13 protein-coding genes are annotated in these 12,454 nt (G+C 38.8%); 7 read left to right on the top strand and 6 right to left on the bottom strand.

Translation table 11 applies throughout. The features are described 5' to 3' along the window. Window positions 1–239: 239 nt before the first annotated feature. Together FH508_RS20655 and FH508_RS20650 are read right to left on the bottom strand one after the other, a co-directional pair. Entirely contained in the window at window positions 240–2,144 is a 1,905-nt protein-coding gene (locus FH508_RS20655) for a heavy metal translocating P-type ATPase (protein ID WP_173479578.1), read from the bottom strand. A gap of 343 nt (window positions 2,145–2,487) precedes the next feature. Further along, on the bottom strand, window positions 2,488–4,029 hold the full coding sequence (locus FH508_RS20650) for a fumarate hydratase (RefSeq protein ID WP_173479577.1): 1,542 nt from the start codon (window positions 4,027–4,029) through the stop codon (window positions 2,488–2,490). Between the two features lie 226 nt (window positions 4,030–4,255). Here FH508_RS20650 and FH508_RS20645 point away from each other — a divergent pair, with 226 nt between their 5' ends. Next, a complete protein-coding gene (locus FH508_RS20645) occupies window positions 4,256–5,056 on the top strand; it encodes a YwqG family protein (RefSeq protein WP_173479576.1) in 801 nt (266 codons plus the stop codon). A gap of 42 nt (window positions 5,057–5,098) precedes the next feature. Here the strand turns inward: FH508_RS20645 and FH508_RS20640 are convergent, their stop codons facing one another. After that, complete coding sequence (locus tag FH508_RS20640; RefSeq protein ID WP_173479575.1) at window positions 5,099–5,284, bottom strand: SE1561 family protein; 186 nt, start codon at window positions 5,282–5,284, stop codon at window positions 5,099–5,101. A gap of 367 nt (window positions 5,285–5,651) precedes the next feature. Here FH508_RS20640 and FH508_RS20635 point away from each other — a divergent pair, with 367 nt between their 5' ends. The 3 genes from FH508_RS20635 to FH508_RS20625 all read left to right on the top strand — a co-directional run bounded on the left by FH508_RS20635 (window position 5,652) and on the right by FH508_RS20625 (window position 7,605). Next, a complete protein-coding gene (locus tag FH508_RS20635) occupies window positions 5,652–6,833 on the top strand; it encodes an MFS transporter (protein ID WP_173479574.1) in 1,182 nt (393 codons plus the stop codon). 197 nt (window positions 6,834–7,030) lie between these two features. Then, complete coding sequence (locus tag FH508_RS20630; RefSeq protein WP_173479573.1) at window positions 7,031–7,387, top strand: hypothetical protein; 357 nt, start codon at window positions 7,031–7,033, stop codon at window positions 7,385–7,387. Between the two features lie 14 nt (window positions 7,388–7,401). Next, a complete protein-coding gene (locus FH508_RS20625) occupies window positions 7,402–7,605 on the top strand; it encodes a hypothetical protein (RefSeq protein ID WP_173479572.1) in 204 nt (67 codons plus the stop codon). A 39-nt stretch (window positions 7,606–7,644) separates the two neighbouring features. On the opposite strand, the gene rlmD is transcribed toward FH508_RS20625, so the two are convergent. The 3 genes from rlmD to FH508_RS20610 all read right to left on the bottom strand — a co-directional run bounded on the left by rlmD (window position 7,645) and on the right by FH508_RS20610 (window position 10,898). Further along, window positions 7,645–9,024: a 23S rRNA (uracil(1939)-C(5))-methyltransferase RlmD gene (gene rlmD / locus FH508_RS20620; protein WP_173479571.1), complete on the bottom strand. Its 1,380-nt coding sequence runs from the start codon at window positions 9,022–9,024 to the stop codon at window positions 7,645–7,647. Between the two features lie 72 nt (window positions 9,025–9,096). Next, window positions 9,097–9,915 (bottom strand): polysaccharide deacetylase family protein, encoded by an 819-nt coding sequence (locus FH508_RS20615; RefSeq protein WP_173479570.1) that lies wholly within the window; start codon window positions 9,913–9,915, stop codon window positions 9,097–9,099. A gap of 83 nt (window positions 9,916–9,998) precedes the next feature. Further along, entirely contained in the window at window positions 9,999–10,898 is a 900-nt protein-coding gene (locus FH508_RS20610) for a TIGR01777 family oxidoreductase (RefSeq protein WP_173479569.1), read from the bottom strand. Between the two features lie 100 nt (window positions 10,899–10,998). On the opposite strand from FH508_RS20610, the gene recX reads away from it, so the two are divergent. Genes recX through FH508_RS20595 form a run of 3 tightly spaced genes read left to right on the top strand, consistent with a single transcriptional unit; the run spans window position 10,999 to window position 12,398 of the window. Continuing rightward, complete coding sequence (gene recX, locus FH508_RS20605) at window positions 10,999–11,802, top strand: recombination regulator RecX (protein ID WP_173479662.1); 804 nt, start codon at window positions 10,999–11,001, stop codon at window positions 11,800–11,802. Beyond that, window positions 11,799–12,128, top strand: a complete 330-nt coding sequence (locus tag FH508_RS20600; RefSeq protein ID WP_173479568.1) for a YfhH family protein — start codon at window positions 11,799–11,801, stop codon at window positions 12,126–12,128. Before recX ends, FH508_RS20600 begins: the two co-directional genes overlap by 4 nt. Continuing rightward, a complete protein-coding gene (locus tag FH508_RS20595) occupies window positions 12,129–12,398 on the top strand; it encodes a YfhJ family protein (RefSeq protein ID WP_173479567.1) in 270 nt (89 codons plus the stop codon). The last annotated feature ends 56 nt before the right edge of the window (window positions 12,399–12,454 follow it).

Below are 12,454 nucleotides of genomic sequence, written 5' to 3'. Positions count from 1 at the left end.
AAGGGTGGTCTCGGTTTGAGACCACCCTTCAATCTTTTTAGATTTAACTGCCGTTGTTTCACGCTTCAGCTCCTCAACCGTAAAAATCCACTACACTTTCCGCGGGCACAGTGTAAGCCGCAACCTTGTTACGTCTTACAACTGTTGCTGTTCCCGCAGGAGTCTCCGTGGATTTTTACTTGGTAAATCACAGAGTGTCTGGTAAATTGTTTGAGTGCCTGGCACTTCAGCGCTTTTTTCTATACATTTTTATTAAGCATTCGTAAGCCGTTTAAGATAACAAGAATTGTGCTACCTTCATGTCCGATAACACCTAGTGGTAAATCGACAGCTTGTAAAAAGTTCGAGGCAATAAGCAAGACGATGATACCGATTGAAAAGAAAATGTTTTGTTTAACAATTCGTTGCATTTTGCGGGATAGGCGTACTGCATAAGCAATTTTTGATAAGTCATTTTTCATTAACACAACATCTGCTGTTTCTAAAGCAACATCCGTACCTTCTCCCATGGCAATCCCTGTAGTAGCTGTTGCTAATGCAGGTGCGTCATTAATGCCATCACCAACCATCCCTACAAAGTTATGTTGATTAAGTAAACGTTTCATTTCCGTAACTTTTGTATCGGGAAGACACTCTGCAACGTATTCTGTGACGCCAGCTTCTTTCGCAATAACCTTAGCTGTTTTTTCATTATCGCCAGTAAGCATGATGACATCAATGCCCAATTCTTTTAATAATGAGACGGCTTTTTTTGCTTCATCACGAACAGTATCTTTTAAAGCAGCAAGTGCGACAATGCCTTCTTTGTCACGCATGAAAATTACCGTTTTACCTTCTGAAGTAAGCTTTGCTAAAGCGTTATTCGCAAAAGCATTGGCTTCATCCTCACCTACAAAATCAGGTTTACCAATAAGATACTCTGTTTCATTAACATAGCCCTTCATGCCCCAACCAGGGATATCTTCTATCGTAGCTTGCGCAAACTGTGAAATATGTTGTGCTCTTGCGTAGCTTGTAATTGCTTGGGCTAATGGGTGATTGGACTGTGCTTCAATACCTGCCAGAAGTGCTAATGCTTCTTCTCGATTAATGCCTTCGCGCACGATAAACTCAGTAACGACTGGTTTTCCTTGTGTAAGAGTCCCTGTTTTATCGACAGCTAATGCACGTAATACACTTAGATGCTCTAAGTGCAAGCCACCTTTAAATAGCACACCGTTTTTAGCACCATTTGAAATAGTTGCTAATGTTGCAGGCATTATTGAGGCAACGAGAGCACAAGGGGAGGCAACAACTAAGAGCACCATTGCTCGATAAAATGTCGTCGTCCAATCCCAACCGAGTAAAAAATGGGGAAGGAACATCATAAGCGCTACAGATAGTAATACGAACTTCACATAAGTGCCTTCAAATTTTTCGATAAATTGCTGTGAAGGTGATTTTTCACTTTGAGCATTTTGTACAAGCATAATAATTTTTTGGAATAATGTTTCGGAATTTGGTTTCGTCATTTCCATCGTAATGGCACCATTTAAGTTAACTGTCCCTGCAAATACTTCATCACCTTTTAATTTGGCAATAGGTAGTGGCTCACCACTAATTGCTGATTCATCTATAGACGACTGTCCTTTAATAATAATACCGTCTGCTGGGACCCGCTCACCTGGTTTAATGAGTAAATGGTCGCCAATTTTTAATGTGGAGACAGCAACTTTCAACGGTTCAAATCCGCCACGTACTAGCCAAGCCTCTTCAGGTTGTAAATTCATAAGTGCTGAAATTTCGCGATGACTTTTGTTCATAGCATATGTTTCGAGAGCACCACTAACAGCAAATATGAAAATAAGAATTGCGCCTTCTGTCCAATAGCCAATAGCTGCTGAACCGATTGCAGCTAATATCATTAGTAGTTCTACATTCAATTTCTTTTCTTCTAGTGTTTCTTCAATGCCTTCTTTTGCTTTAGCAAATCCTCCGACACAAAAAGCAACAATATATAATAAGACAGAAGCTGTTGTTTGATCATTTGAATCTAAACGCCATGCAAGCAAAATAAATAATCCTGCCATTACGGCAGCAATTAGTTCAGCATGTTCTTTTACATTCTCAATTAAACTTATATTTTCTCGATTAGAGTATTCCATCTATATCCCCCCTGATAATGAAAATCAATATCAAAACCCTTATTAAATAAGGAAGTAATAACATTTGTGTAGTTGATAATCACTTTCATTTACGTCTTTTCTAATTTAGAATTATTATAACAAAGGTTTTTGGAAAATGAAAGCAATAACTTTTCGAGGTAATGGAATAGGACCAATCATAATTAAATATAATAATGTGTTCAACAAACTGTTTATTGTTTTACCCATCTTGAACATGTGTTAAAACAGAAAAAGACACAGTATATTCTCTAGGAATATTCTGTGCCTTTATATTTTGTGTGCGCATTAGATAAATCTTTTATGTGAAAAATGTTTTGCTAGATTAGAAAACTCTTTCTGCATGTTGAGCAAGTTTTTCTAGAGAAGATTTGTCCACATCAGCGTGAAGTGAGTTACCGTGAGAGTCCATTGTTACAACAGCTGTGAACCCTTCAACATTTAAATGCCACATAGCTTCTGGAATACCGAATTCCATTAAGTCTACACCATCTACACCTTTAATGCAGTCTGCGTAGTATTGAGCAGCACCGCCAATTGCATTCAAGTAAACACCACCATGTTCACCTAAAGCAGCAAGTGTTTTTGGACCCATACCACCTTTACCAATAACAGCACGGATACCGAATTTTTTCATAATATCGCCTTGATATGGCTCCTCACGAATAGAAGTAGTTGGACCAGCAGCTTTCACTGTCCAGTTACCTTCTTCATCTTTAGCCATTACAGGACCACAGTGATAAATAACTTGACCGTTAAGATCAACTGGTGCATCATGGCTCATTAAATGATGGTGAATTGCATCACGGCCAGTGTACATACGGCCCGTAATAGCTACAACGTCACCTACTTTAAGTGAACGAATTTGTTCTTCTGTAATTGGAGCAGTTAGCTCTACTACATTTGTTAAAGTTTCATCTGTTGTTGCAGCAACTTCTTCATCTTCTTTAAATGTAATTTTTTCACCTTCTTGGTAGTGCCAGTTGATGATTTCGCCTGTTTCAGGATTAATATCAACTGCCATACGACGGTATGCCCAACAGTTATATGCTACAGATACGTAGAATGAAGCGGGAATACGGTGCATTACGCCAATTTTACAGCCAAGTAAAGTTGCTTCACCACCGAAGCCCATTGTACCGATACCGAATGTGTTTGCAGTTTTCACCACATATTCTTCTAATTTTGCAAGATCAGGATTTGAATTTGTATCTTCTACATGACGGAATAATTGCTCTTTTGCTAAATCGTATCCAGAAGAGCGATCGCCACCAATACCTACACCGATAAAGCCAGCAGAACAGCCTTGTCCTTGTGCTTGATAAACAGAGTGTAAAATACATTTACGGATACCATCTAAATCACGACCAGCACGGCCAAGACCTTCTAGTTCACATGGTAGGCTATACTGGATGTTTTTGTTTTCACAGCCGCCACCTTTAAGAATTAATTTAATCGTAATATAATCTTTTTCCCATTGCTCGAATTTCATAACTGGCAGACCATCACCAAGGTTATTACCACTGTTTGCACCAGTTAAAGAATCAACGGCATTAGGACGTAATTTTGCATCAGCAGTTGTATCGTTAATCGCTTTTTTAATCGCTTCTTTAATCTCTAATTGGTTTACGCCAACAGGAGTGTAGATTTTAAATGTTGGTAGACCAGTATCTTGACAGATTGGTGATACATTGTCTTCTGCCATAATAATATTATTTGAGATTGTTTCTAAACTCATTGCTGCGCGAGTACCAGCATTTTCAGCTTCTTTAGCTTTTTTAATGGCACGACGTACATCTTTTGGTAAGTTTGTTGATGTTTCAGTAATTAAATTGTAAAGACTTTTCTCCAAAGTTTGAAGATTCATTTTGATATTGCCCCCCAATGAAAATTTGATGATTTCCACGAACCATTATACTCTTTTCCACTAATGAAAAAAAGAGTCCATCTAATTGTGGTAGGAATTAGCGATTATTAGTATAGAATGTGTAATGTTTACTGATAAACCTTTAAATGTTCAAAGAAAATAGTAATTGATTATTAGGAACATTTGTTCTAAAATAGAATTAACTTTACTTTAAGGAGGATATTTCATGTCTGAAACAATATCGTTGAAGTTACCAAAGGAAGTTGAGCAATTTCGAAATATAATAGAAGGAACAATGAAACCTGTTGTTGTAATTGAAACGCAAGAAAAGGAAACGACATTATTTGAAAGTAAGTTTGCAGGTAATCCGTATTTTCCACTTTCTAAGGAATATCCAAAAAATGAGGACCAACAACCATTAAAGCTTTTAGCACAAATTAATTTTGCAGATGTACCTAAGCATTTACCTCATTTCCCTAATGAGGGGATATTGCAATTTTATATTGATGGTTATGATGATGTATTAGGAATGGATTTCGATAATGGGAAAAATCAAAATGGTTTTCGAGTTATTTTCCACGATACAATCGTCAACGATGAATCGCAGCTTATTCAAGATTTTTCATTTATAGAAAGTGCAGAAGAAGAAATGTATTTTCCAGTAGAAAAGGAAATGGGCTTGTCTTTTAAAGCAAAATATGAACCTTTATCTATGGATGATTTTAGAAGCAATGAATTATATGCAAGCATCGTAGAAGCTACTGAAGAAGATGAGGAGCTGACAGATGTATTATATGATGTATTAACTGGTGATGGACACAAAATGGGGGGATATCCTTTCTTCACACAGGAAGACCCTAGAGCATACGGTGATTATACAGATTCAACAACGATGTTACTTCAAATAGATAGTGAAGGCGATCATATTATGTGGGGAGATTGTGGTGTTGGCAATTTCTTCATTACAGAGGAAGAACTAAAAAATAGAGATTTTAGCAATGTAGTGTACAATTGGGATTGTCATTAAAAAGCAAGCGAGCATAGATTGCTCGCTTGCTTTTCATTGGTATTATTGTTCACGAGCGTTGAATTGCTCCATTTTATCTTCTAAATCATCCATCATTTGAATTAAACGATCAATATCTTGTAATTCAGTCTTTTCTGGGTCGATGGCATCTAATACTTCTAAAAACATTTCAAGACGTTCCTTTAAGTAAGTCACTTGTTGTTCTTTATCCGTGATTGGCTTTGACATGCATACACCTCATTTCGTCCCTTACATAGTAGCTGATTTGGGACTAAATTTCAATGCCTAGGTTAACACCTAGGACTTAGCGATTATTTTTAAAAATCAATAGACAGAATATTTACAATATTGATTGTATATGTTAAAGTTATTTTAAGAAATAGTAAAGGAGCTGATGGTACAAAACGGTGAACTCTAACTCGAAAAGGAGGGAGTTTAAACAAGTAATAGGCAAATAAAAAAGCCGAAAATCGTGTTTATACAAGTTGAATGATAATAAGTGTTAGTTAGGCCTTAGCGTAAAATCACATGTGGTGAGCGCTAAGGCTTTTTGGTATGCTGTAATGTGGAAGATGACTTGAAGTTGGAGGAAAAAATGAATTACTTCTCAGATTACAGCAAAAAAAGATTTACTATTTTAGTGTTAATCGTATCTATATCTGGGTTTTCACAAGGGATGCTATTGCCACTTATCTCGATTATTTTTGAGCGTGATGGTGTATCGTCCGCTTTAAATGGTCTAAATGCGACGGGACTATACATAGGAACTTTATTAATTTCACCCTTTATCGAACAGCCTTTACGAAAATGGGGCTACAAACCAATCATTTTAATCGGCGGAGCATTCGTCTTTGTATCACTTATTGTATTTCCTTTATGGAAAAGCGTCACATTTTGGTTTGTATTACGTTTACTAATAGGTGTTGGAGATCATGCGCTACATTATGCTACGCAAACATGGATTACGAGTACATCTGATCATAAGAGCCTAGGTAAAGGTATGGCTATTTATGGTTTATCGTTTAGCATGGGCTTTGCGGTAGGGCCATTAATGGTACAGCTTATAAAAATTGCAGAGGCATTGCCGTTTATTGTGTCATCTATAATGTGCTTAATAGCTTGGTCATTTGTATTTTTCTTACGCAATGAAAAGCCAGAGCGTTTAACAGGTGATATGAAGGCACGAGGATGGCATCGTTATAAGGTGGCAATTGTATTTGGATGGATAGCATTTTTAGGTCCGTTTGTTTACGGCTTTTTAGAATCTTCATTAAACGCTTTATTTCCAGTTTACGCTTTACGTATCGGTTTTGATGTTAACATGATTCCGATTATTTTATCTGTCTTTACATTTGGAGGGATTTTAACGCAAGTGCCACTTGGTGCATTGGGAGATAAAATAGGGCGACGCAACATTCTGATGTTCGGATCATTTGGAGGCGCTATTCTTTTTAGTATTGCTAGTTTTTTAGAGCACTCGCAAATGGCTGTAGCCATCGTGTTTTTCTGTGCTGGTACATTAGTCGGTTCGATGTTTTCTCTAGGTATTACATATATGGCTGATTTAACGCCTAAAGAGTTGCTACCAACTGGAAACCTACTTTGTGGTATTGCCTTAAGTATCGGTAGTCTAACAGGACCATTTTTAGGTGGAGTGTATTTAGAGTTTGTGAAAAACTATAGCTTCCTTTTACTTGTAGCACTTCTATTGCTAGGTGTTGCGACAGTTCTACTCGTATTCGGAAAAAATAAAAATAAGCGACCATTGACAGTTTAATGTCATGGTCGCTTTTATATACAAAATAAAAGAGCGGGGCTCATCTCCCGCTCATAAAACAAAAAACGCCCAGCAAATCCGTGCTGTAATGGCGTTTTTCGGTGTGACACGGATGTTCCGTCCATGCCACGTAGGTTTGGCACCTAGAAATACATTATACAGACAAGCTTCGTTAAAAGCAATTAGATAATAATTCCATGCCCAAGGGAACGGGTAGTGATTCCGCGAAAGCAGGTGATGATTCCGCGAAAGCGGGTGATGATTCCGCGAAAGTGGGTGATGATTCCACGAAAGCGGGTGATGATTCCGCGAAAGCAGGTGATGATTCCGCGAAAGTGGGTGATGATTCCGCGAAAGCGGGCAGTGATTCCGCGGAAGTGGGTGGTAATTCCGCGGAGGCGGGTGATGATTCCGCGAAAGCAGGTGATGATTCCGCGAAAGTGGGTGATGATTCTGCGAAAGCAGGTGATGATTCCGCGAAAGCAGGCAGTGATTCCGCGAAAGCGAGCGGTGATTCCGCGGAAGTGGGTGGTAATTCCGCGAAAGGGCGTTGATTCCGCGGAAGTGGGTGGTAATTCCGCGAAAGGGCGTTGATTCCGCGAAAGTGGGCAGTGATACCGCGGAAGTGGGCAGTGATTCCGCGGAAGTGGGCGGTGATTCCGCGGAAGTGGGCGGTGATTCCGCGAAAGTGGGTGATGATTCCGCGAAAGCGGGCAGTGATTCCGCGGAAGAAGGTAGTGATACCGCGAAAGCAGCAGTTATATGTTATTAAAATAAAAAAGCATCTCAAAACTAATTGAGATGCTCCAATTTATTTATTTTTCAACACAAGCTTAGCGACGCATTCGACTTGAGCAGTCTGAGCGAACATATCCACTGGTTGAATATATTCAACATCATAAAGTTTTGATAATTCCTGTAGATCTTTGGCTAATGTAGATGGATTACAAGATGTATAGACAAAACGCTTTGGTTTTAGCTTAAGGACAGTGCGGATAAATTCTGGTGCAAGTCCTGTGCGTGGTGGGTCTACTGTAATAACATCTGGTGTGAAGCCTTCTTTACGCCATTTTGCTAAAACACTTTCAGCTGTGCCGATTGCATATTTCGTATGTTTGAAGCCATGGTTACGCGCGTTTTTGCGTGCATCTTGAATGCTTTCTGGAATGACGTCCATACCACGAACTTCTTTCGCCTTATCCGCTAACCATAAACCGATTGTACCAACTCCACAATAGGCATCCACAACGGTTTCTGTGCCTGTTAATGCCGCTGCTTTTTTGATTTCATTGTATAGATATACTGTTTGTGTTGGATTCAATTGGAAGAATGCACGAGCAGATAGGTCAAATGCTAATTCCCCAAGCTCCTCATGTATTGTTTCCTTGCCGTCAAGAACTATCGTTTCATCACCAAAAATAAGTGATGTTTTTTCCCGATTAATATTTTGTGCAATCGATACGATACTTGGATCGATTTTTTTAATGCGTGTGATAAGCTCGGCAAGGTGAGGAATTTCTTTTCGTGTTGTCACAAGGACCACTTGTGTTTCACCAGTTCGAATGCCTGTACGTACAACAATCGTACGCACTAAACCATCGAGCGTACGACCGTCGTAAATCGTAATATTTAGCTTTTGTAAGATTTTACGTGTTGCTACAGTAATTTTAGAAGTGATGGGATGTTGTACAAGGCAATCATTAATATTCAGTAGCTTGTTGCTGCCTTCTGAAAAAAGCCCTGCATAGACACGTTTGCCTTCTTTGCGTACTTGAAATTGGCTTTTATTGCGATAATTCCAAGGGTTGTCCATACCAAGTGTGTGACGAACTTCTACGCTTTCTGCTAAAGGCTTAGCATAGCGTTCTAACGCTTGAATCACGATATCCCGTTTTTCAATTAGCTGTTTTTCATATGTCATATGTTGAAGCTGACAGCCACCGCATTCATTGTAAACAGGGCACGGTGCCTCCTGACGAAATTGTGAAGCTTTGCGAATAGCAAGTATATCTGCTTCTGCGAAATTGCGTTGTGTTTTCGTCACTTGTGCGGTAATTTCTTCTCCTGGTATAGCGCCCTTTACGAAGACGACGTTGCGTTTATAAAAGCCAACACCCTCGCCATTAATACCAAGTCTTTTTATAGTTAATGGGAATTTTTGTCCCACTTCCATCGTTGTTTGTTGCGTCAAGCGATCCACGTCCTTTAACTTTGTTCAGCACGTAGGTAGTGATAACATGCTGATGTCATCTCCCCATTATAACTAAGGAGTGGACGATTGCATAGTGACAGGGAAATCTTCATATTCCAATACTAAATCGTCAAGCGATAAAAAAGTATAGCCTTGCTTCTTCGCTTCAGCAATGAATAAAGGTAGGGCCTCCGCATTATCTTGCGCTACTGTATGCATTAAAATAACAGCGCCAGGATGAAGTTGCTCCATTAACGCATTATAAGCATAATCTGCTCCACGGCGCTCATCTTTTAGCCAATCTTTAAAAGCGACAGACCAGAAAATATGACGGTAACCTTCTGCATTGCCAACCTCTAACAACTTCGCATTGAAAATTCCTTCTGGTGGTCGAGCATAAGTTGTACGGTCTATGCCTGTTAATTCACGTAATTTACCATCAAACTTACGCCATTCTGCACGCATACCATCTCTCGTTAACTTTGCCATATTCGGATGACCGTAAGAATGGTTACCGATTGTATGACCGTCTTGCACCATACGCTTGACAAGGTCACCTGCGCTATCTAAATAATGGCCAGTTAAAAAGAAGGTTGCTGGTGCTTTTTCCTTTTCTAATGTATCCAATATACTTTCGGTAAAGCCATTTTCATACCCGTTATCAAATGTTAAATAAACCACTTTTTTATCGGATTTTCCTTTATAAATTGCTCCATATTGGTCGAGTAGTTTATCAAGCTGTGCTCCTGCTTGTGCAGGTTCACCATTCTTTGCTCGTTTAATGCCCCAATGATATTCATCCGAGCCTGAGGCAAAGTATGGATTAATGCTTATTGCTGCGGCAATAATAAAAGTAGCAATTACTGCACCTACAATATGTTGTTTCCACATAAAAACGCATCCTTTCCTTTTCTTTTAGGATGCGTTCTTTTCAAAAATTTATCCTGCTTCTTGTTTCACTTTGCGCACGGATTTTATAATAAATTTTCAAGTGCTTCTTTTAAATAAGGATAGTTAAATTCAAAATTTTGTTTTTCTAAAACAGTTGGTAATACATGCTGTCCTTCTAAAACGAGCATACTTTGTTCTCCGAGAGCTAAACGCATGGCAAAACTAGGGACTGGCATCCAATGACGGCGTCCCATTACTTGTGCAATTGTTTGACCAAATTCCTTCATACGTGTTGCGTGTGGAGCGGTCACATTAAATGGTCCGCGAATTGATGAATTGTTAATGGCAAAGTAAATAGCCCGAGCAACATCTTCTACATGTATCCATGAGAGCCATTGTTCACCTGAACCAATCGTACCACCAACATGCAATTTATAAGGCAAAACCATGGAGGGAAGTGCGCCGCTGTTCCGACCCAAAATCACACCAAAACGAGCAAGTGCTACGCGAATACCTAATTTTTCAGCTCGCTTCGCATGACGTTCCCAATCGTGAACGGTCCAACCTAAAAAATCTTTTGCATAGTCGCTAACGTTTTCACTATAGGTAGCCGCTGTGGAAGGTGGGTAAATTCCAACTGCACTGGCATTGACAAGTACTTTAGGTTTCTCTTTAAATTGCTCCATAATACGTACAATTTCTAGCGTAGCTTCCATACGGCTTGTATATATGGCTTTCTTTTGCTTTTTTGTCCAACGCCCATCATTTAATGACACTCCTGCTAAATTAACGACAGCATCGATATCTTCATCCAATTCCTTTTCTGGTCGTGCGCCATCTTTTAGCCATTGTACATAATGAATACCGTTTTCATATCTAGAATTGCTACGGGATAAAACGAATAACTCATGACCTTGTTGTTGCAACAAATTCGTTAAAGCCTGCCCAACAAAACCAGTACCACCAGCAATGACAATTTTCATAAAAACCCCTCCTTTTACCAATAGATGTAACTCAACTATACACAAAGATAGAAAAAAAGAAAAAGATGTTATAATGATTAAGCAAAGAGGTGATTTCGCTATGCGTGTTATTACAAAAATTGCGCGTCAAAAAAATAATCCAGAACGCTATAATATATATTTGAACGAGGAATACGCTTTTCCTGTAGACGAAGCGATTTTAATACAGTTTGGTCTGACAAAAGGAAAGGTGCTTGAAGAATTTGATATTCAGGAAATTGCCTATGAAGATGAAATTCGTAAAGCATTTAATAAAGGGCTAAATTTTCTATCTTATCAAATGCGTAGTGAGCATGAGGTGAAGAAAAAGTTAAGCTCATTAGAGTTTGGAGAAGCAGTGATATTGGAAGCGATTCAAAAATTAAAATCATATGGATTTTTAAATGATGAATCCTATTCGAAAGCATTGCTTGATACAAAAAAAGCTACGATGAAAAAAGGCCCTCGAGCAATTCGACAAGATCTCATTAAAAAAGGGATTGATAAAAATTTGCAAGATGAGGTGCTTGAAACATATAGCCATGAGGAGCAAGTCAAGCTTGCAATACAGCTTGCTGAAAAAGTAATTCGTTCTGAAAAGAAGAAAACACCAACGCAAATTAAGGCAAAAATTCAAGATTACCTTATGCGAAAAGGATATTCTTTTTCTATTGTAGATGAAGTGCTTGGACAGGTTGAAATTGAGCAAGCTGAAAATGAATGGCAGTCCTTGCTAGATGTGCAAGGCGAAAAAGTTTGGAAAAAGTATGTGTCGAAGTATACTGGTTATGAATTAAAAATGAAAACGAAGCAGGCGCTTTATCAAAAAGGATTTCCTGTAGAAGTGATAGATCGTTTTATTGAAGAGAAGGAGAATGGGGAATGAGTGAAAAAAACTATGCTGCAATGACAGAGCATGAACTACGAGAAGAAGTAGCGAAGCTAAAAGAGAAGGCACGCAAGGCAGAACAGCTGGGTATACTTAATGAATTTGCGGTGTACGAGCGTAAAGCTTTAATGGCAGCGGCTTATTTAGTTGATTTAGATACAATTGTCCCTGGAGAAATGTACAGAATCGATGGCTCGGACAATAACTATTTCCAAGTGGATTATTTAAAAGGACGTTTTGCATGGGGTCATCGCCTAGGGGGCGATAAATATCAGGAAGCGTTGCCAGTTTCGATTTTATCACCGATAAAGGCGGGGAAATAAATGCAAGAAAAAATCGATAAACTAACAGCAGAATTACTAGAGAAAAATCCTCAAATGTCAGCAGGGCGTGCACGTGTATGGATTGAGCTTTTATGGAGTGATTTTGAATCTACATCTGCCAAAGCTGGCTATAATTATCGTGGGGCGGATTATACGGAAAATTTAGTGCGCCAATTAATCGCAAGCTACGGCGATAAACTCCATCAATTTGCAGGGCGCAATCCAAAATACGCTCATTTACTAGATGCAAGTGATGATATGGTACAATAACTAATAGGAAAAACATAACAAAGCCGGTGTTCCCTTTTTAGGATACTCCGGCTTTA

It is taken from the genome of Lysinibacillus sp. CD3-6 (assembly GCF_006351725.2).
Classification (GTDB): domain Bacteria; phylum Bacillota; class Bacilli; order Bacillales_A; family Planococcaceae; genus Lysinibacillus.
Note: the sequence above shows the minus strand (reverse complement) of the source record. Positions and strands in the feature narration are given on the sequence as shown.

Bases quoted from the DNA above. Each gene is read 5' to 3' on its own strand.
- FH508_RS20630 (WP_173479573.1), top strand. From the start codon at position 7,031: ATGCCCAAGGGAACGGGTAGTGATTCCGCGAAAGCAGGTGATGATTCC.
- FH508_RS20640 (WP_173479575.1), bottom strand. From the start codon at position 5,284: ATGTCAAAGCCAATCACGGATAAAGAACAACAAGTGACTTACTTAAAG.
- FH508_RS20645 (WP_173479576.1), top strand. From the start codon at position 4,256: ATGTCTGAAACAATATCGTTGAAGTTACCAAAGGAAGTTGAGCAATTT.
- FH508_RS20615 (WP_173479570.1), bottom strand. From the start codon at position 9,915: ATGTGGAAACAACATATTGTAGGTGCAGTAATTGCTACTTTTATTATT.
- FH508_RS20610 (WP_173479569.1), bottom strand. From the start codon at position 10,898: ATGAAAATTGTCATTGCTGGTGGTACTGGTTTTGTTGGGCAGGCTTTA.
- FH508_RS20635 (WP_173479574.1), top strand. From the start codon at position 5,652: ATGAATTACTTCTCAGATTACAGCAAAAAAAGATTTACTATTTTAGTG.
- FH508_RS20655 (WP_173479578.1), bottom strand. From the start codon at position 2,144: ATGGAATACTCTAATCGAGAAAATATAAGTTTAATTGAGAATGTAAAA.
- FH508_RS20650 (WP_173479577.1), bottom strand. From the start codon at position 4,029: ATGAATCTTCAAACTTTGGAGAAAAGTCTTTACAATTTAATTACTGAA.
- FH508_RS20600 (WP_173479568.1), top strand. From the start codon at position 11,799: ATGAGTGAAAAAAACTATGCTGCAATGACAGAGCATGAACTACGAGAA.
- recX (WP_173479662.1), top strand. From the start codon at position 10,999: ATGCGTGTTATTACAAAAATTGCGCGTCAAAAAAATAATCCAGAACGC.
- FH508_RS20595 (WP_173479567.1), top strand. From the start codon at position 12,129: ATGCAAGAAAAAATCGATAAACTAACAGCAGAATTACTAGAGAAAAAT.